This window comes from Methylomonas sp. MgM2, assembly GCF_054172045.1.
The window spans coordinates 1-20,840 of sequence record NZ_JBSYXO010000051.1 but is presented as its reverse complement, the minus strand read 5'-3'; the positions used below and the strand labels follow the sequence as shown (position 1 = coordinate 20,840).

The window sequence follows — 20,840 nt, the reverse complement described above, 5'->3', positions numbered from 1 at the left end:
CTCCTCGTGTTGATTGCCTAACAGTCTCACCGTTTTACACTGCTGTGGCTATATGGGGTTTATGGAGCGTTAACGATTTATCGGTCGCCGAAGCCAGAAAAATGACTCAAGCGGCCTTAACTGAACTTGCACAGGGAATCAACCCGACCGAAGAAAAGCGCAAACAGCGCATTCGCGGCATCACCTTACAAGAACTGCTAGAACAATACCTCAAAGATAAAAACGATCTTCGCGAAGCGTCGATTCTCGATTATCGTAAAAAATTACAGCAAGGCTTCCCTGACTGGCTAAACAAACCTATTAACGAAATTACTCGCGACATGGTGCTTGCACGGCGTAAACAAATCGAAGGTGGTCGTGACAACAAGTTAAGGGTACTTCGCTTATTAATGCGTTATGCCGTAGTAACGCTAAAAGCTTTGGACGAAAACCCCGTCGACGTTTTACGTGATGGCAGTCTTTGGGCAAAACCAAAGCGTAAAAAACGCATGGTCCCGAGTGATAACCTCAGAGATTGGTATAACGCCGTCATATCATTGGAAAATGAAAAGGCCAAAGTTTATTTACTACTTTTGTTACATACCGGCTTGAGGGATCAGGACATTCGTTACTTGGAGTGGACGGACATTAATTTCAAAAATGATTCGCTTACAGCACGCGACACTAAAAATCACACCGATTTTACGACCTATATCGCACCACAGCTAAAACCCTATTTGCGCAACCTCCAACAACTAACCGGCGATAGCAATTTTGTGTTTCCCGGCGATTCCGCCGATGGCGTGATGAATATTCCGCGTAAGCCAATTGCTCAAGTGGTGGCAAAAACCGGCGTAACTTTTAGCAGTCATGATTTGAAACGCACGTTTTTGACCATTGGAGAGGCGGCGATGATTCCATTTTCACTATTGAAAACCTTAGCCAATCACAAAACCGATAACGACGTGACGGCGGGTTATATCAATACCGAAGCCAATACCATGAAACAAGCCATCAATAAAATCGCCGATTATATCCAGCAATGCACCACGCCAACGGATGAGAACGTACATGCCTTGAAAGCCAATTAGAATAGAGGTAAAAAACACCTCTGACTGAATACTAAGCCGCAGCCGTGATGCGATCCAACGCTAAATATTCATCACTAGCAAATAAATCGATACCTGCTGAGTGAAGAAAGATAGCGCGACAAAGTAATCTATATTGAATAGGCGCATCGATATTAACGCGTTCAACCGACAGCCGAATATCAACCTTTGAAAGCACCTGGCGCAAATCTCGATTTAGGTAACGAGGACAATACCCAACTTTCACCGGCTCTTCGGTTTCCAAACGCAAGGCAAAACGATCTTTTACGTTATCATCTTCAGGGCGCAAAGATAATCTGTCGCCAACCTTCAGGCTATTAATCCGTTGCAAATCGGCTTGATCAAGGTAACGCAGCCCGTTACTAAAAAAGAACAATTCGATTTCGCCATCAGCGTTCACCTCAGGCTTCGGGTAAACGCATAATTCATCGGTTGCCCGTCTTCCACCTGAACGCGCCAACAACTGCATGGGGTCATCTTGCTGATCGGGTTCGATCGCTAACCAACGCACATAATCGGGATATTCGGGTCGTGACCGGCTCAATACCCGATTTGAGAACAAAGGAAACAATTCATGGGACACATAACGCTGATGTAAATCCCGCATGCGACCCAGATATTTAAATCGCGGCGATGCTAACGCACCTTGCGTATATGAAAAACAATAGGAACCGTTTTGTCTGCTCAATTGCCCCACGGTATGCCATAACCGTGTTTCCGGGTCTTGCCAAGCGATATAAAGCGATTTCATGATATTTCTTGTTTTAAAATTCGTTGCTTGTTTAATTCCAAAAGAGTGACAGCAAACTCTATTGCAGCCTCACTGATTTCGACGCTGGGGATTTTTTCAAAAACGGCTATACATTGCTGTTTTGAAATTCCTCCTAATACCTCGCGCCAAACGCTCGCGGCTTTTTTACTTCTTTCCGCAGCCATCCCGAAAACTTCGACCGTTGATAATGGCTTTCGTTCTGTCTTGTTTAAATAAATGGCTGAACGGGCTTTTTCAACATAAGCACTAATATGCCGATTGCGATCACGGGTATGCAATCGGTCTTTACGCGCCGCATCGGTTTCATTCTGCCCCATAGACGCAGCATGATCGTAAGTCGGCGCAAGATAGATATGCTCATTGTACGCAATCTCACCCCAGTTTTCATGATGTCTATCTTGATTAGCAATCCATGCATCTAACATCAAGTACCCCACAAAAACATCAAATGCATTGCTTACGCCCCGCCCTGGTGGCGTCCAGCCCAAGGGCAACAAAATTTCCGGACTATTTAACAAACTCGCAATGCGGCCAAATGTATGATCACGAACCTGATAGCGTTGGTGAGTGGGGTAATTGACGTGAATCTCAGACAACAACTCGTTTCCCATGATCAATCGGCCATTCTTCGGAACAACAGTTTCACTGATAACGCACTTCTGTTGTTTCCACTCTGCTAAGTCATAATGCGCATGAGGCAAACCCAGCAAAGCACATAATTCACATGCAACCTTTTCCGCCCAATTTTCACCCGTATGTGCCCGACCGATTTTTAGCAAATACCGCTTTTCGTCAATATGCAGCCAATATTTGGTTTTTGTCCCGAGTTGTTCCAGCGACTCCGGTGCATCGTCATCAATCGAAATAATCGGATAAGTTGGCGCTGTCATTTTGGATTCGGCTGACTATCAACCTCTATCATCCCCCGCAAATTCGCCATCGCCTGCGCCACAATCTCACCTTGCAAATTGATGTTGTCGATAATTTCTTGCACGGTGCGGATATCGACAACAGCTTTAATGTTGGGATTGACGGCTTTTAGATCGAATACCGCCGCGTCGATGTCGCTGGCCTTGGCTTGGGCTTCGCGTATCGCTTTTTCCTTGGTTTTGATAGCGTCTTCGACGGTAGCGATTTTGACTTTATCGGCTTTGTCCTTTTTCAGCGCCTTCAATTCTTCCCGCAATGGCAGCAATTCCTCGGTGAGCCGGTTGGCTTCGTCGATGAAGGGTTGCATGTCTTCGCGGGCTTTGGCGCGACGGGCGGCAAAACCGATTGTCCAGGAAAACGCACTATCGGCTTCCGGCGTGCCATGCTTGGCCAGTAGTTTCGCAAAGGTTGGGAAGGAACGACCTTGATTACCCTCTTGCTCCAGCCATTCCGCCGTTAAGCTCGCGGGCAAATTTGCATCGGCCAGAATGCCGCCTTGTTTATCGAAGCCGAAATGTGCCAAGGTCATCGGCGATTTTTTGCCGACTTTGACCTGCGATAAATCGTAATACCAGATGCGTTCGGTCTTTTTGCCTTTGGTAAAAAACAGCAGATTGGTTTTGACACCCGCGCCAGCAGTCGAAAACACACCGCCCGGCAAACTGACAATGCACCACAAATCACACTCGTCGACCAACTTGCGTTTGGTTTCCACGAAGGCACTTTCGTTGGTGCGGAACAGCAAGCCTTCATCCAACACGATGCCGCAACGCCCACCCAGCGCTTTATCTTCCTCCGGCGAAGGTTTCAATTCCGCCAAAATATGCTGTATGAACAGCACTTGCGTGGAACCGGTTTCAAAGTCGTAATTTTTCTGGGCATCCTTACCTTCCTTACCACCGAAAGGCGGATTGGTCAGGATTACATCGAATGTCGCCGGCGCTTGCTCAAATAAGCCATCGTAAGTTTGCTTGCCGGTCAGAGTATTGCCGTGCCACAAATTGGGCTGATCGATGCCGTGCAAAATCAGATTGGCCAACGCAATCGGAAATACCAGATTCTCTTTTTCCCGGCCGAAAAAGGTATCGTGTTTTAGCTTTTCCAGCACCGTCGAGGCAGGGCTATTACCCAGCTTTTGGCTGATATGCTCATAGGCCACTGCCAGGAAACCGCCGGTTCCGCAACACGGGTCGTAAACGGTTTCGCCGGGCTTGGGATCGAGCGCATGCACCATGGCCCGGATCACTTCGCGCGGGGTAAAGAACTGGCCGCCGTCGGAGTTCTTTTCACCCATTTTCAGCAGCAAATCTTCATAAACCTGCGACAAGGTGAAGAAATGGGTGTCATCGATATGGTCGATATGGATTTCGTGCACCTTGTCGAAGATGTCGCACAAATTGGTTTCGCTATCGACGCGGACTTTTTCCACCGCCGTCATGATGCGGCCAATCACCCGCTGTTTCGGGCTGGCGCTGGGATTGGGGATTTGGGTCAGCGGGTTGACATCCAATCGATGTAAAAACGGTAGCAGCTCGTTATTGATGAACTCGAACAACTTGCCCTCACCCGCCTCGAACAATAGTTGCCGCTTCCAACCCACCGCATAACCTTCCGGAGTTTTCGGCGCATCGGGTTTATCTGAATACGGCGCAGCCCAATCTTGCCAGCGATAAGGTGCCGTCAATGCCGGGGAATAGTCATAACCCAAAGCCGCTTCTGCGAGTGCTTTTTGCTCCTGGGTATCCAGAATGCGTAGAAACAGAATCCAGGTCAGTTCCGGCACGTACTGCAAGGCGCTGGCGCAGTTGGAGCGGCGCATCACGTCGCAAATGGATTTGACGAAAGCTGATAAGGATTGCGTCGAGGCAATGGCCTTGGGTTGTTTGGTTTTAGGGGCTTTTGCCATATTTACTTTTTAAATTCTGACTTGCTCGACGAGCCAAATCTGTTGATAATATTTCCAGCGACTAGAACACTCGTTCCAAAAGCGAGTTTCACCCTAAGGGGGCTGGTCGTTCCAAATTCCTAAGGCCAGCGTTGAATATACACATTCCCGCTGGCCTTAATTTTTTCCCAAGCCGCCGCCACTTCTTTCTCATGCCATTTATCCGGTACGTTCTGCATATTCTCGTAACGCCCGGCCATATAAACGAGTAGATCAGCGACTTGTAGAAAGCGGCTGTGATGGGACTGGGTGAAGTAAACAGTATCCAACAATCGACCCAACGGCCTACCCGAATACATAGGCGTTTTGCCTTGCGATTTATATTCCGAGAAATCAACGACTGCGCTGGTTACTTCATCAGCTTCATAATCGCCAAAGACCAGCCCTAAATCATCGACATTATCCAGATACTCACAATATCGCTCCAGAATAAGCATCAAACCCAAACGATAAGCTGCCATGGGATAGGCGTATTTATTACGGTGTCGATCTACATTGATGCACACCAAGCGCACGGGAATTTGATTGCAGGTAACAAAATTTGCGACATCCCGAAAAACCTGAACCCGATCTTCCATCTTACGCCCCTTGGCGATTCCCTTGCCGTGAAACAACTCCTTTCCATGAAACTCGTTATGCACCGTCAACGAACTGGAGCCGAAAAAATTAAACGCGATTTGTTCCAATGTTTTTTCAAATTCCAAGGCTTTGCTGTCGGGTATCAATAGCCCGCCAATAAAAAAATGTGGATTATCAGGCGAGTGCTTGTTTTCATCGAAATAACACAAATGCATAATGATTAAGCCTCAGAAAAAGCCTGCGCCAACAAGCGTTCCTGAATTTTATTCAGGTCGTCCAGTTGCTGTTGAATGGCGGATTTGACCGGTTTCAATTGCGCCAATGCTTTGGAAACCAAGCATTGTTCCTGATACGGCGGCAGTAGGATCGCGCCTTCGGCCAGGCGGTTGAACAGCATCCGTTCGCGGACCGCGCCACGCGCCAAAGAATTGATACACTGCACGCCATACGGTGAGCGCAGCCAATAATAAAACCAGCGCGAATCGACTAGGCCGGGTTTACCTTGCAAAGCGACATAATCGGGGCTAGTGATGCCGGGCTGGTCGTCGTCATCGACAAAGGCAATCGAGCCGATCAAGATACGCATCGGGTTGTAAAACACCGTGCCGCCAAATACCGGTTTATAGCGTTGCGGTTGTTTGCCGGGCGGCTCCTTAGCCGGGGCCAAACCGTCACGGGTCGCACCTAGTACCGGATAATCCGCCCAACTTTCACCAATGCCTTTTTTGACCTCATCCAGTACATCACCCAGATCGAATTCCGTGGCATCAGTGCTTTCGATGCTTTCACGAATGTAGGCATTGGCCAGATTGACGATTTCCTGTAGCTGGCACTGTAAAGCCTGCCGCGCGGTTCCCACTTCGGCGAGTTGGGATTTGAGTTCGGCGGCGATTTGGCACTGTTCTTTGACATCGAAAACCGGAAATGGCAAAGCATCTAAAAACTCGCCCGAAATGCTTGGAAAAGTAGAGCCATTACCAGCACCCAAGATCGATACTGCTTTATACCTTAGCCATAAGCTAACAAAATCCTTGTCAGCCTTATTATAACGAGCGCGGATGGCAGCTAATCCTCGTCCAATAGCGTATTTTTGATCTGCTATATTTTGACGACCAAGAGTATTTCCGCGCACGCAGAAGAGAATATCCCCAGGTTCGGCATATTTTGTTGGAGCAGTCGTCCATTGGACTGCCACAGGCGTTTTTTCTCTGAACTCAGCAGGACCATTTAAAAGCGGTATTCCTATTCTATCTTTGTTATAGGTAAATCCATCAGGTGACTGCCCCATAATGATGAGCGCTACTTTCCCAAGAGTTATGCTACTCATACCCCAAACAACCTACCCTTAGCCTGAAAAATCACCTCCGCCGGTTTACCTATTTTCTCCAAAGCCGCCAAGCCACCTGCTTGCCGGATATCCGGCACATCCCAAAACTCCCGAATTTCCAAGGCTTCGGTTCCACCCAAACTGAATTGCTTGCCAAAGCCCTGCAAGACGATAGCGCTATCTTTTGGCATGTCGGCAAACCAAGCCTGGTTGCCATCCAGATAAGCTTGGCCGCGTTGCGGGCGCGTCAAAGCCTGGGCGCGATAACCAAGATGGGCAAATAGGTCGTAATAATCGAATTCGCGCATGCCTTCCAGTTCGCGCAACACTTCCGGCGAAAAATGCTCGCCCATCAGATGATCGATCAACTCGCGGCGTTTTTTGGCTTCTATCCATAACTGTCGGAAGTCGTTCAGGTTACGCGCTTCCTTCACAACGCGTTGCAGCATTTCGCGGCGGTATTCGTCCAGCGGCATTTTATAAGCCTTGCCATCGCGCTGTGTCAGAATGAATCGGCCTTCGCCGCTCACGCTAACATATTGACCTTTGATCTCGGCCACGGCGGGTTGGTTATCGCCACCCCCGGTATCACCACCATCTCCGCCCTCTTCATCGTCATCATCACCATTGGGCTTTTTGTTTTTGGGTTTGGTTTTGGCGGTAATGAAGTCGGTGCCGAACAGGTCGGTGACGCCGGTGTAATCGTAGAGCCAGAATTTGTATTTTTGAGTGGCTTCGTCGATGCGGGTGCCGCGTCCGACCATTTGATAAAACAGGATGCTAGATTCCAGATAACGGAAAAACACCACGGCATTGAGGCGCTCGATGTCGACGCCGGTAGCCAGCAAATCGACGGTGCAGGCGATAAAAGCGCGTTCGCCGGAACCGCGCATAGGCTGGATCATGTCGCGGCCGCCGTTGGCGGTGCATTTGAAGGCATAAAGGTCTTTGGGTGTCTTGCCTTGTTGTTTGCACCACTGGCTATACAAGTTGTTCATTTGCTGGACAACGCGGTCGGCGTGAATGTCGCGGGTACAGAAGATAATCACCTTTTGTTCCGGGCCGCCGTGCTGGCAAAGTTGCTGAAACAAGTCTTCGCACATTTTGGGCGTGCGCAGATCGATGAACAATTCGTCGTCGAAATGTTTGCCGGTGTATTCATCCTTGGTTAGATCGGCTTCGGCAATGGGTTTGCCGGTGCGGATGTCCCTGGGCTTGGCGGCCAGAATTTCGGCTTTGGTAAATACGGTGTCGTCGATGCTGGCTTTGCGTTTGACGATTTCGCAGGCAGCCAGATAACCGTCTTCCTGGGCTTTGATCAGATCGTATTCGTAGACCGGTTCGCCGAAGTATTTGAGGTTGTTGGCGGTGATTTCCGCATCGTCAGCCGTTTGTTTCTTGGATTCGCGCAGTTGCCTGGGCGTGGCGGTCAAGCCGATTTGCACGGCATTAGGGTTGCGCAACAACACTTCCGACCAGCGCCCCCAGGCGGAACGGTGGCATTCATCGATGATGATGACGCTAAAGGCGTCCGCTGGGTAATGTTCGGTTAAAAAGCTGACGGTGCCAGCGTCTTCGTCATCCAAACCCAACGTTTGATAGGTGGCGATATGCACGCGGGCGTTCTTAGCGGCATTTTGGCCGTTTTCGGTTTCGACGATACGCACACTGCCGCCAAACGCGGCCTTGACCTTGTTATAACCTTGAGTACGCAGTTCGTCGCGGTCGCACAAAAACAGGGCTGGCTTAGTCAAGCGCTGGGCGTCTTGCAAACGCCATAACAAGTTGGCGGCGATCACAGTTTTTCCCGAACCGGTAGCCAGCGCCAGCAACACCCGGCAAGGCTTTTGTTCCAGTTCGCAATGCAGAATCTTCTCGAAGCAGGCTCGAATCGCGGCATCTTGATAATAACGGCTTTTGGGATAGGCCTTACTATCCGCGGTAAATAACAGTGCCGCTTCAGGTTTATTCAGGTCGATGCCGGTGTCGTTGAAATAACGTTGGGTAAGTTCGGTATGACTGGGAAAGTATTCCTTGAACCCATGCGGCCCTTGTTGCAAACCGGTGGTTTTATCAAATTCGCCGTACAAATGGCCATTGGTGGCAAACACATATTGCACATGGAAACGACTACATTCGGCATAACCCTTGGCTTGCTGCATACCTTGCAACGGATCGGCGTTTTCTTTCTTGGCTTCCAAGACACCAACCGGTAGTGGATTGGCTGCGTTGGGCATTTGCACACATAACAGATAGTCTGTGCGCCCCGCGCCCCCTCGACGACCTTTGTGACCAATAGCCTCTACCGGCGCAGGTGTTTCCAACTTGAGTTTGGTTGCGTCGTCGTAACCTTTGTCGCGAAGAACCGGATCAATGAGGTAGTAGCGAGTTTCGGCTTCGTTGTAGCTCATTGGGATGGCTCATTCCGTCGAAAAAATCCAGATCAATAGCCTCGTAGGCACCAGAAATATAGGGTCTTAAAGCGTGTTACCGCATCGCTATCGAACAAAATTGCCGTAACTTTAGAACAAACGAAAATTTATTTTTTACGCTAAGTCGTTGACTTTTAAAAACCAACCCAATGTCAACCACAATATCTTGTGGAATCTGGCTTAATTAAACACTGTATATAGTATAATTCAGCGCGTTCCAGCTATTTGCTGAAACGAAAAAGCCCCGAAGCGTAAGCGGCTGCAACCGCGTGCAATTCAGGGCTTGAATTTATTAACCCAACATCGAAGGCCGATGCGGATTAGTACAAAGCAATGTTAGCTCCTACGCAATACATTTTTTGTTTTGTTGCCAAACATCAATCGTTAAAAAACCGGTTTATCCATCTGGATTTCCTGGTATCAACATTCTGTTTAGCAGCCGCTATTGTTAAGAAAACTTAACATTTTGTAAATATAATTTTGACATCATTAGGCAGTGAATCACGTAACCTATTGTTTATATGTCATTTTATTTTTACTCATTGTTAGTCGAAAACAATGGCATTTTCCCGCCACGCCAGAGATGTCTATCGCAGATTTTCTGCAAGGAAAGATAATGGCATTTCAGGGTCTATCGTTAGATGTCGATACTCTCACAGATACTGAGGGCGCATCGACATTATTGTCTATTCCGGCCGCTACGTTAATAAAGTGGCGGTCTACCGGTGAGGTACGCATTCCGTTTGTCCGTATCGGACGACAGATTAAATACCGCACGCGCGATCTAAAAGCTTTCATCGAAACCAGCACGGTCAAATAACACAAAGCCCGACTTAGTTTCTAACCAAGCCGGGTCAGTGATGACTTGCCTAAATTTAGACGATAGCGCATCGCTATTTTATAGCAATTCCCACTTGTTCGGCAAAATCCATGAGGATTTTGTAATGACAAAATTTAATAAAGTGATGCATAGCATCAAAAAAGAGTGCTTTAGACTGTTTATGTGGTTATCCGTTTTTGGAGGGGGGTTGTCATGAACGATAATCAGCCAAATTTTACAATCGAAGTAACTAAGACCTGCAAAACCGACAATACCTGCACTTTATTGTCTAATGATGACTTTATGCGCGGTATTTTTGGTGACATTAGCGGCAGCGAGCGTCCGGTCACGGTAAGTTTTTCGGGAAACCCTGCCGAAGTAAGCAACGCCAAATGGTTTGGCAAGCCTTGGATTGCAGGTAAAACGCCGTTGCCGAATGACCGGAATAATTACGTCAGTTTCGCAACTTACAAACCAGATCAGGAAGGTAAATATCGCCGCAAGAAAAAACAATTTGCCGGCCTGTTTGCAGTTATGTTGGATGACATCGGCAGTAAAGTACCATTAGATAGAATTAATGTTGATCCAAGCTGGACAATTGAAACCTCGAAGGATAATTTTCAGGTGGGCTTCATTCTTGATCAACCCATCACTGATTCTGCTGACGCCGACCGATTGTTAGAAGCCATCAACGATGCAGGACTTACCGATCCGGGCGCAAATGAGCCTTGTGCTCGCTTAGGACGATTACCCAAAGCGATTAACGGCAAGTATCTGAATGATGATGGTTCCTACTGGTCAAGTAGGCTTAAAGAATGGAAGCCGGAGCGCCGTTATTCTGTCTTGGCGCTTGTCGATGGTTTGGAAATTGAGCTAAAAGAAACCGCTCGACAACATCGATCATCCAAACAGGTTAGCTGTATTGAACCGGATCATGACGATGTTCACATCCCCCGCCCGGATGAAAACCCGGTAATTGCTGCTCTGAAAGAAGCTGGTTTTTACAAACAACCCATGGGTGATGGCAAGCACGATATTAGCTGTCCGTGGCTGCATGAGCACACCAACCAAGTCGACCAAGGAACCGCTTATTTTGAACCTAGCGAAAGCTATCCTTTGGGTGGCTTTAAATGCATGCATGGACATTGCTCGCATCGTCGGGTTAGTGCTTTGCATGAGTTTTTGGGCATCAGCAAAATTGCCGCTAAGCATAAGCCGATTATTCTAGTTCAGGCTGGAGAGATTCCGCGTATCGTTGATGTCACAGAACAGGAATTATCCAAAACACTCCGGCATTACCAACGCGGCGGCGTGATTGTTTCTATTACCACCGATCCCGGTACAAAGGAAACCACGGTTAAGCCACTGTCACTTGCTGGTCTCACTCGTTCGGTCGCTGGATTGGCTATTTGGCAGCGCTTTGATAAACGCAGTAGTGAATGGGTGGTATGCGATCCTCCCGAAAAGCATGTGCGCGTTCTGCATGACGCAAACGTATATCCACATTTGCCGGTGTTGAATGGAATAGCCAGACAACCCTATTTAAGGCAGGATGGTAGCTTGGTTACCAAAGCCGGATATGATCCTGAAACGGGCATGTTCGGCGTGTTTAATGCCAACGAGTATGATATTCCAGCCGTACCCACTCGGGCGCATGCGGAGCAGGCTTTAGCGACTTTATCTGAGCTATTGGAAGAGTTTGCCTTCAAATCCCGCAACGATCTAGCTGCGGCACTATCGGCCATCCTGACAGCAACGATAAGGGCATCACTTCCACTGGCACCACTCTTCCATTGCAAGGCGCATAGCATTTCCAGCGGCAAAAGTTATTTGTGCGAATTGTTTACGGCCTTTGCTACGCCACAGCGTGGTACGCCGCATGCTTTCCCTGCCGATGACGAGGAATGCCGAAAACTGCTTTTAGCCGAATTGCTAACAGCTCCCGCTGTCATTGAGTTCGATAATTTGACCAGTGATCTTATCCCGCATAAATCGCTATGCACCATGCTAACCAGCGAGTTTATTTCCGGACGAATTTTAGGTCAGAGCAAGACGGCGGAAGTTGGAAGTCGGGTTTTGCTTTTGTCGAGTGGTAATAATGTCGACCCTGTACGCGACATGACGCGCAGAACCATCACCATTACCCTTGATCCCACATGCGAAATACCCGCCGCACGCGAATTTAGCAAACAACCGGTTTTAGAGACTAGAGCAAATCGAGGGCGCTATGTCTCTTTAGCTTTGACGATTATCCGTGCCTGGGTATGCGCTAATCGCCCCAAGACGGAGTGCAAGAACATTGCGACATATTCGGATTGGTCAAATCTATGCCGCCAACCTTTACTCTGGCTTGGGTTACACGATCCAGCGGCATGCATCTTTGAATCGATGCTCGATGATCCCGATAGAGAGCAACTTGGACAAATGCTACATAGTTGGCATGACCGATTCGGAAATGAGGCCGTCATGATCAGAGACGCATTGAAACGAATCAGTTTTGATGAGGCGGCGTTCTTGGACGTGATTAAAGACATCGCTGGCGAAAAGGATGGCAGCATCAATAAAAATCGGCTTGGCTGGTGGCTGAAGCGGCATGCCGGGCGCGTGATCGATAGCTTGCGTTTCGTCAAAGATGATTCCAATCGCGGTTCAGTCAAATGGAAAGTGCAGGTTTTGCAGGAATCGCAGGTTTCCAGGGCGTCAATTACAAAAAATGTCAGTCTTCCTTTTAACTCTGCTCATGCATACGCCCAAGCTAGTCGCGGCGCATAGGAGATTACCCATGCAATCTATTGAAAATGTGAACAACAATCAACATGACTTGTTGAATCGCGAGGTCACTGTACCTGACAAAGAGTCTTACGACTTGGTTCGTTTCAACGCGATGAAGCACGGCATTCTTTCAAAGTTAGTGGTTCTGCCACACGAAGACCAAAGCGAGTATTCCGATTTGCTTGATGCCTTAAAGGCAGAACATCGACCTGAAGGCATGACAGAGCTACATTTAATCGAGGAATTAACAGCCATTATGTGGCGAAAACGCAGAGTATTGTTGGCAGAAAATGCCGCTGTCAATCGGGGATTAAGAAGCACGATAAACAACAGCCACGATAACCCGATAGCCAATGCAGTACCTCTCGAATTGGGGTTGAAGAAAGAGGGCTGTGATTTGCAAGATTTATTGACCTCCAGCCCGGAAGAAATTGCCGAGCGTCTCAGGGAAGCGGAAATTGATCTTGCTGCCACTCAAAAAGCCGCGTCCATCTTACGTAAGGGTGGCGCGAACGCTTATGAAAAAGCGCGTAGGGCATTGATTCCCGAATCCCGTGCTTGGTGGGACGAGTACGTTGAAGATGAAGAATATTCGGCTAATTCTGATGACTTGGCGAGTTTTATTCGCGATTCGCTTGAACCGGTTTGTTACCGAATGGTTAAAGAAGCGCAATTTGTGCGCGAAATTAGAGCACAAACCTATGGTGAAGGACTGCAAGCACACCGATTGGAAAAGCTAAATCGCTATGAAACCCATCTAGATCGTAAATTTGAGCGCACTTTAGCCATGCTTTTGAAGCTAAAAGAGCTAAGAAATCGAACTAATACAAATAGAGCTGAATAGCCTGTAAGCCTTGGCATGACTGGTATTCAGCAATTTTTGCCGAATACCGGTCGCGTAATTTACTTAATGATTTCGGCAAAATCAGGATAAATTTTATGGGAGGAATGGGTAGCGGACGACGGTATCAAGCGGGAAAAGACACGACTGATGACTATCGCGCTCTTGATATTAGGATCATTCATCGAGATGGTTGTTTGAAACCAGGTATATCGTTTACTACGAATTGGACTTCCAATGGAAAAAATATCGGTTCTATGCAAGGGTACAGTTATGCCGATCATATTGTCCTTGATTACCGCCATCAACGCTCAGGCGAAGAATGGCAATCCAAACGCTATTCAGTAAAAATTGATTGGACTAACTGCAATTACGGAGGACAACGCCCGTGGTTCCGTTGTCCGGCTAATGGATGTGGACGCCGAGTCGCTTTGCTATATCTTGGTCCGTCAGGAATTTTTGCTTGTCGTCACTGTTACGACCTAGCCTACAAGTCTCAAAGAGAATCCAGAAGTGATCGATCAGCTAGAAGAGCCGATAATATTCGAGACAAATTAGGCTGGCATCGTGGCGTATTAAATCCGGATGGATCGAAACCAAAAGGCATGCATTGGAAAACTTTTTACAAACTAAAGGCTGAGCATGACAATCACGCTCAACATGTCTTAGTGGATATAGCAAAACGGTTCGGTTTTTTGGAGCGGTTATTGGAATAAAATTTGTTTCGCAAAAATAAGTTTTCCAGCAACAAGAAGGGTAGCCGGCAAAAAACGACCCGTTGCGGTCTATCGCCTAACGTGATTCAATGACGGCAATTAGATCATTACCAGTCATACCTACTTGGTTTCGATGATATACAGAAGGAAAAAATCACAACAAATCAATGGATTAGTCCATCAAAGATCATTTCTAGTAGATATATGGAAACCATTCAATTACTAGATGCAAGAAAGTATGACTGAGCCAAAAGCTAAGTGTGCATCATGTGGCACGCGTATACTTGTATCGACTGCGAATCGTTACAATGGGCGATGCGTCCCATGTAGCCAAGCGCGAGGGGCACCAATATCTAGACTGCTTCGTTTGTCTCCGCTGTTCTTCCTAGGGTTGGTGACTGCCTACTATGTGCTAATTTTGGCTCATTGGGATGAAATATTACGTCCATTCTTATTAGGCGTTTTCGTCTTCTTACCCTCTGAAATTATAACGGTTTCCGGTATTTCCGTGCTAATGACTTTACCCATGTTTGCGTTGAAGTTAGGCTGGCTTCGTCATAACAAAGGCTCATGGAAACTAATCCTCATATACTCGATCCCCATAGCATTAATCACGTTACCGGTATTGATAGTTGGTAGCGGAAGTTGGAGAACGTTTCTACAATCTTCTTACGTCGCCAACTATTCTTGGGTTTGGTTCGCCATTGGTGTCGCAGCCACATTCCTGCTTTTATTTTCGTACATCACGAAATTCGGAAATTCAAAGGAGTTTTTGAACGAATTCAAGGCGATTCCATTCGCTTCCCCTGTGTTCTGTTTTGGTGCCCCGGCTTTCTGGACTAAGTCTCTATCATCTTTCGGTCTCACTGCTGTCGAGATAAAAATCGCGGGAGCGATTTCCTTCTTTTGTGGTGTACTATTCATCTTGGGCTTGATTCTTCACTATTTATCAAAACATACCCAGTCGTCTTCGATGGAAGAGTCACCTATAGTTGTCACGGCGAGGGGTACTAAATTAGTCGAAGATCATGGATCGCCTCCCCGTATCGAGACAGCAGCCCTAGCCGTGACAATGGTTGCCACTGGAGGTTTTGTGTTTGTTGTACTTAAATTAGCAATGGGTATTTTGGTGAATATGGTGTAATGGATCGAATATTTGAGCATAACAATCGGCTACACAAGGGCGTTAGACTGTCAGGGAGACGGAGGAAAAATTGAAAAAGAAAATATACGTAATTATGCCATTTGTTTCTTCTCCTGCTAGAAATAGAAGCCAGCTAGATAGTTATTTCAATAATGTAATTAAAAAACCATTAGAGAATATTGATGTTGAAGGTCAGCTATATGAGGTAAGTAGATCATCAAATGAGTTCAATATAACCGACTCAATTATTTTGAATATCTTTGAGTCAGATATATTGATAGCGGACATATCTGGAAAACAGCCAAACCCTAATGTTATGTATGAGTTAGGCCTTCGTCTTGCTCTTTCTGATAAGCCTACGATCCTAATCAGGGAGAACCATCCTGAAAATCGAGATGTTTTCGATATTTCTCAGCTTCATACTTTCGGATATGATCCACTCGATTACACTGTTTTAATGGACTACCTAAAGGCGAAAGTAGTATCTTTTGAGAAGAACGAAGAAGACTATAAGAGCCCAATTCTAAACGTACTCTCATTCGACAGGCCATATTTTTACAGAGCGTCTGAAATTCAAGCAAAGCGAAAAATAGATATTCTTTACGAAACTACATTTGGAAATATTGGGATCGTTTTTGAAAAGACTCTAAAGAGCTTAAATACTAAGCACCCTGAAGAATATGCGAAAGCACGTAGTAGAATATTTAGTAAAAAGGGTTTTATGGAGCAATGCTCAGAGTTTCTTGGTGTTATGTCAGAACTCACATTCAATGATCTTGAAAGTAATGTAGATGGAGTTACGAACCAACCGTTAGCCACTTATGTACAAGAGTTTTATTTACATCAACTTATAGAATATAAAACTGAAAAGAAGATTAATGGGTGTCTTGTAGAGTACTATAGGACATTCCATTCAAGTGTTGTATTCAGCGATTACGAAGGTAGAAATGGGGCCATTCACTTTGTAGCTAAATCCATGAGGATTATTGCGCTCATAAGTCAAATAGGGGTTTATTTGAGCCTCAAAAACAAATCACTGAGAAACGAGACGTTAGAGAAAATTAACTACATGTGTGATTCTTATCTGGAGATGCTTAAGTTCATGGATGATCTTATTCTTCAGTACATTTATGAAGGACCATTAGATGATAAGTATGAGTAAACACCCGCCTAACCAAAGCATCCAACACGGACATTTTTACGTAGTGTTTTTGTGTTAAAAGAGCCTATCACAAAAAAACACTGCTACAAAATGCCGGTTAATGGTGGCGTTGAATGACAGCTCGTTGAATCTCTACCGACATTTGGCTCAAAGTTTCGAATGTCTACTATTGGCCGAACTTGCTCTGTCAAAATCGAAAACAGTAAAGCTATAGCCTTTATTCCGCTAACAGGCCATCAATAGCGGCCTTCGCATTACATTGAGCAATGGCTTCGGCGAGTTGAGTGTTATTTAATTGGTGGTTGATTGCAGTAACACCCTGCCATTCAAATGCTTGGTATTCCTTTTGGGCAAACGTCGCAATTTGGCATTTCTTACACGGGGAATTATCGAATGGCATTTTTGAGTCTGTACTCAATGGTTCCATTCCTTCCGAGCTTGGCGCATAGATTAAAAAATCGCCTTTCAATGCCAGGACCGCGCGATATTGATTGGCCGTGGTGAAATACAAATCACCGACTGCAATCTCTGATTCCTTCAGCCAGAGATTCTTGTTTTTCTTGTTCTTTTTCATGCTGAATTCAAGCAAAACGGATTGATATTTACCGAGTCTAATAATTGATAGTTCCGTATCTACTGATAGGCAAAATTGCAGACCATGATCAAAGCGGCTTATGGCCGAAATTGGAAGCTTGTCCCAGCTTCAATGTCGCAGAAATCACCGCCTTTGCCAATTTAGCTCCATTGGCCGGGTTGTTCAAGAATGCGCCCACCTGAGTATCGTCTATCTGATCAATCACACGTGTCACTTCATCCGATTCTAGAATCTCCCGCGTCACGCGCACCGTTGCGCCGGACTGAATCGAAAAGTCATCAAAATCGACCAAATAGCCAGCCAAGATTAAACCGCGATGAGCGGTTTTAGCCAATTGATGGTCTACGATCTTGTACACCACCTTGCTAAACACATCCACGACCTTGAGGCTATCTGCACCATTCGTTTCTTCGACTTGGTAAATAGCATAGTGGGCAAAGCGCATACGTCTGAGCAATTCGAGTTCGAAATCGCCCGCTTCCTTATGAAATAAGCGCAGAAATTTCTCGGCCATATTGAAACCATGTGGGCGATAAGCGTATATGGAATAATCGGTAAACAAGTCCATTTCTTCATCGTTATCGATGACCAAGGTTTTTTGCCGCCAAATCCCAAGATGGCGACCGCAGTTTTTGATATCTTCGTCGGTGAGCTTTTTAAAAATCTTGGTGTTCAGCGAGACACCGCGACGGCGAATTTCGAGGTAATCTGCAGCGGTCAAAGTAGTATCTGTCATGATGCTAGCCGGTAAGTGGCTCGTTAAAGTAATGAGTATCTGTGGATGCTAAGATAAAATTTTGCTGAAGCTATCTTCAAAGATGGAAAGCACTTGCAGGAAACTGGCTTCCGGCTCAGCTTTTAAGTGAAGTTTTTCACCGGTGATCGGATGCGAGAAAATCATCTCCGTAGCCGCCAACATTAATCGTCCTTGTCCAAACCGTTCCGCGAAATAGCGATTGTGGCGACCTCGCCCATGATTGGCATCACCAATGATCGGATGGGTGATATGCTTCATGTGCCGCCGCAACTGATGTTTACGACCAGTTTCAGGATACAAAGCCACCAAACTGTAACGGCTAGTGAGGTGACCTTCGATTTCCACCGGAATTTCCGTCGTCGCCAGGCGTTGATACCGCGTGCGAGCCTCACGCACTGGCTGAGGCTCGTCCTTGAGTCGCCTATCTTCAGGCTCTTCCCTTAGAGTATGATCAATAATGCCTTCAATCGACGTCCAACCTCTTACCATAGCCAGATAGGCCTTATGCACCTCGCCGGCCATCATCGCTTTACCCAATGTTCTTGCGGTTTGCTGATCTCGGGCGAATACCAATAACCCAGAGGTGGGGCGATCTAGACGATGCACCGGGTACACATGTTCGCCATCGTTCATTGACCGCGCATATTGCAGAGCAAACTCGGTTTCATGTCGATCGATAGGACTACGATGCACGAGCAACCCAGCCGGTTTGTGAACAACAAGTAACCACTGATCACGGTAAATTTCGGTGAGTGGATTTTCCGATGAAAAAAACCGTGTATTAGGTTGATCCTTATTTGACATCAACATTTTTTGAATTTCCGGCTACCGCTTGGTGGTATCTGATAGACATTCAATCGGAAGGAAAAGATACTAGGCTCAGGTTATCCAGAATATTAAACCTGATAGGTGATTTACTTTAAAGTTGCCCAGAGGTTGCCCCAAAAAAATAAGGCATAAAAAAAGGGCTTAGATTTTGCTCTAAGCCCTTGATTTTTTTGGCTCCCCCGGACGGGCTCGAACCGCCGACCTAGTGATTAACAGTCGCTTAAGACCATGCTAACACTTATTTCTGCATGTTGCACAACATTTCTAAATGTCCGATTATATTGAACTTTATCACATCAAACGTTAATGGTTGTTTCAATTTGCAAACTTATGTTGCTGAATTCAAGTGACCACAAAGTGACCACGATATTATGTTTACTGACAAATCTATCAAAGGACTAAAGGCAAAACCGTCGGCATATAGACTCTATGAAAAAGGGCCCGATAAAGGTTTTGGTGTCAAAGTCACCCCAGCCGGAAGTGTGTCCTTTTTTATCCAATATGCTGGATCAGAGGGTAAACAAAAGTTCATGAGCTTGGGACGGTATCCATCTGTTTCTTTGTCTGAAGCCCGGGATCGATGTCGTGAACTGAGGCGGGATATTGATCGTGGAGTTGACCCGCAATCCCGCAACGAGCTAAGACATGGCAGCGTAGCTGATTTGTTTGACTACTACATCAAACACATGGTTGATTCAGGAAAGCGAACTTTTGAAAAAGTCGAGGCAGATCTTCATTACAACTGTAAAGACATTTTGGATTTACAAGCCAAAGACGTAACGCCAGCCCATATAAGAAAAATTCTTCACACAATTATTTCACGTGGCTCGAATGTTCAAGCAAATCGAATTCGATCTTACTTAAGAAGAGCATTTGAGCTAGGGGTTTATCACGATAATGATCCAAAAAATCTATCAAATGATTTTACCTTTCAAATACAGATTAACCCTGTCGATGCAATTCCAAAAGACACAAGCGCAGAGGTAACAGGAGAAAGAGCGCTATCATTTTCCGAAATCAAAGTCCTTTGGAACGAAACCAGCCTCCATGAACAATTCCATTTAGCTACAAAATTGTTACTCCTTTATGGTTGTCGTTCTTGGGAGCTCTGTGGCGCACTGAAACATGAATTTGATTTTGATTCTCTGATCTGGAGTGCTCCACCAGAGCGCGTGAAAAACGAACGCTGGTTAGTTTTGCCTATTACTCCGTTAGCAAAAAAATTACTTGATGAATTATGGCCATATTCTGGAAATTCTAACTACCTATTTCCAAGTAGATATAACGAAGAAAAACCAATTCATAAAACATCTTTAGCGCACGCTATTACTCGAATAAGCAGCATCGATACTTTCACACCTAGAGACTTAAGGAGAACGGTAAAAACCAGAATGGGAGAAATAGGCATTGAGAAAAGTATCAGGGATAGGATACAAAACCATGCGTTAAATGACGTAAGCTCGAAACATTACGATCGATATGACTATTTAAATGAAAAAAGAAATGCTTTGCTAAAATGGGAAAACCATCTAATGGAGTTGAATGCAGATAAAAATACTTTCCGATGATTTCTTATTGGAGCGAATGCAATTTAATGGTTATTATTTGATTCAGTTCGATCACTGGCCTTTACTCCTTGCACACGATATCCAAAACTCCAGAGGACGCTGCACAAAACGAATCGCGTTTCCCGCTTGCAAAATTTGAGCTCGTTTTACATCAAAATGACGAAGCGTCGCTTGTCTTCTGGAGGTACTGAGTCCACACTGTTTGCCAAAATTGATGCTTTATTAGTGAATTGCTGCGTCACGTTGACGCCATTCAGGATCTATAGTGTAAGATAAACTGCAGAAAGGAAACTTGAGATTTTATTACCTCAGACTATCTGATTGGTGAATACTTAACGGCTGCTTAAGGGTATTCAACGACCAACTTACAAAAGAGCCTTCCGGCGGACATTCCATTAATGCCACCCCTTGTTATGATTCATCACTGTGAAATATATTGAACATAAAATCTCGTAACTCAGCGATTGAATACCGCCATAACTTTCCGCTCGAGGCCGCCGATGTAGCGGCGGTTTTCGCGGCTTCCGGCATTCGCCGCCCCACCGATGATCTCGATCGAATTCG

17 protein-coding genes are annotated in these 20,840 nt (G+C 46.0%); 8 read left to right on the top strand and 9 right to left on the bottom strand.

Translation table 11 applies throughout. The features are described 5' to 3' along the window. Positions 1 to 1,070, top strand: a 1,070-nt coding sequence (locus tag ACW73I_RS21540) for a tyrosine-type recombinase/integrase (RefSeq protein ID WP_458031561.1), incomplete at its 5' end; no start/stop codon positions are given. Between the two features lie 31 nt (positions 1,071 to 1,101). Here the strand turns inward: ACW73I_RS21540 and ACW73I_RS21535 are convergent. From ACW73I_RS21535 to ACW73I_RS21510, 6 genes are all read right to left on the bottom strand, one after another. Beyond that, positions 1,102 to 1,785, bottom strand: a complete 684-nt coding sequence (locus ACW73I_RS21535) for an HIRAN domain-containing protein (protein WP_458031560.1) — start codon at positions 1,783 to 1,785, stop codon at positions 1,102 to 1,104. Between the two features lie 50 nt (positions 1,786 to 1,835). Then, positions 1,836 to 2,750 carry a phosphatidylinositol kinase gene (locus ACW73I_RS21530; protein WP_458031559.1) on the bottom strand — a complete coding sequence of 305 codons (915 nt, stop codon included), beginning with the start codon at positions 2,748 to 2,750 and terminating at the stop codon, positions 1,836 to 1,838. Then, entirely contained in the window at positions 2,747 to 4,696 is a 1,950-nt protein-coding gene (locus ACW73I_RS21525; RefSeq protein WP_458031558.1) for an N-6 DNA methylase, read from the bottom strand. The genes ACW73I_RS21530 and ACW73I_RS21525 overlap by 4 nt, the downstream gene beginning before the upstream one ends. Positions 4,697 to 4,815: 119 nt before the next feature. Continuing rightward, positions 4,816 to 5,529, bottom strand: a complete 714-nt coding sequence (locus ACW73I_RS21520; protein ID WP_458031557.1) for a DUF3800 domain-containing protein — start codon at positions 5,527 to 5,529, stop codon at positions 4,816 to 4,818. Between the two features lie 5 nt (positions 5,530 to 5,534). Further along, positions 5,535 to 6,602 (bottom strand): restriction endonuclease subunit S, encoded by a 1,068-nt coding sequence (locus ACW73I_RS21515; RefSeq protein WP_458031562.1) that lies wholly within the window; start codon positions 6,600 to 6,602, stop codon positions 5,535 to 5,537. A 35-nt stretch (positions 6,603 to 6,637) separates the two neighbouring features. After that, a complete protein-coding gene (locus ACW73I_RS21510) occupies positions 6,638 to 9,052 on the bottom strand; it encodes a DEAD/DEAH box helicase family protein (protein WP_458031556.1) in 2,415 nt (804 codons plus the stop codon). 637 nt (positions 9,053 to 9,689) lie between these two features. Here ACW73I_RS21510 and ACW73I_RS21505 point away from each other — a divergent pair. The 6 genes from ACW73I_RS21505 to ACW73I_RS21480 all read left to right on the top strand — a co-directional run bounded on the left by ACW73I_RS21505 (position 9,690) and on the right by ACW73I_RS21480 (position 16,528). After that, on the top strand, positions 9,690 to 9,893 hold the full coding sequence (locus ACW73I_RS21505) for a helix-turn-helix domain-containing protein (protein WP_458031555.1): 204 nt from the start codon (positions 9,690 to 9,692) through the stop codon (positions 9,891 to 9,893). Between the two features lie 213 nt (positions 9,894 to 10,106). Then, a complete protein-coding gene (locus ACW73I_RS21500) occupies positions 10,107 to 12,665 on the top strand; it encodes a death domain-containing protein (protein WP_458031554.1) in 2,559 nt (852 codons plus the stop codon). Between the two features lie 10 nt (positions 12,666 to 12,675). Next, on the top strand, positions 12,676 to 13,509 hold the full coding sequence (locus ACW73I_RS21495; protein ID WP_458031553.1) for a hypothetical protein: 834 nt from the start codon (positions 12,676 to 12,678) through the stop codon (positions 13,507 to 13,509). Between the two features lie 95 nt (positions 13,510 to 13,604). After that, complete coding sequence (locus ACW73I_RS21490; RefSeq protein WP_458031552.1) at positions 13,605 to 14,222, top strand: hypothetical protein; 618 nt, start codon at positions 13,605 to 13,607, stop codon at positions 14,220 to 14,222. 394 nt (positions 14,223 to 14,616) lie between these two features. Continuing rightward, on the top strand, positions 14,617 to 15,366 hold the full coding sequence (locus tag ACW73I_RS21485) for a hypothetical protein (RefSeq protein ID WP_458031551.1): 750 nt from the start codon (positions 14,617 to 14,619) through the stop codon (positions 15,364 to 15,366). A gap of 70 nt (positions 15,367 to 15,436) precedes the next feature. Then, complete coding sequence (locus tag ACW73I_RS21480; protein ID WP_458031550.1) at positions 15,437 to 16,528, top strand: hypothetical protein; 1,092 nt, start codon at positions 15,437 to 15,439, stop codon at positions 16,526 to 16,528. 217 nt (positions 16,529 to 16,745) lie between these two features. Here the strand turns inward: ACW73I_RS21480 and ACW73I_RS21475 are convergent, their stop codons facing one another. From ACW73I_RS21475 to ACW73I_RS21465, 3 genes are all read right to left on the bottom strand, one after another. Then, complete coding sequence (locus ACW73I_RS21475; protein WP_458031549.1) at positions 16,746 to 17,102, bottom strand: hypothetical protein; 357 nt, start codon at positions 17,100 to 17,102, stop codon at positions 16,746 to 16,748. A gap of 88 nt (positions 17,103 to 17,190) precedes the next feature. Further along, positions 17,191 to 17,859, bottom strand: coding sequence for a hypothetical protein (locus ACW73I_RS21470; RefSeq protein WP_458031548.1), 669 nt, complete (start codon positions 17,857 to 17,859; stop codon positions 17,191 to 17,193). A gap of 48 nt (positions 17,860 to 17,907) precedes the next feature. Further along, positions 17,908 to 18,690 carry a pseudouridine synthase gene (locus tag ACW73I_RS21465; protein ID WP_458031547.1) on the bottom strand — a complete coding sequence of 261 codons (783 nt, stop codon included), beginning with the start codon at positions 18,688 to 18,690 and terminating at the stop codon, positions 17,908 to 17,910. A gap of 389 nt (positions 18,691 to 19,079) precedes the next feature. Here ACW73I_RS21465 and ACW73I_RS21460 point away from each other — a divergent pair, with 389 nt between their 5' ends. Beyond that, on the top strand, positions 19,080 to 20,276 hold the full coding sequence (locus ACW73I_RS21460; protein ID WP_458031546.1) for a tyrosine-type recombinase/integrase: 1,197 nt from the start codon (positions 19,080 to 19,082) through the stop codon (positions 20,274 to 20,276). Positions 20,277 to 20,840: the final 564 nt, after the last annotated feature.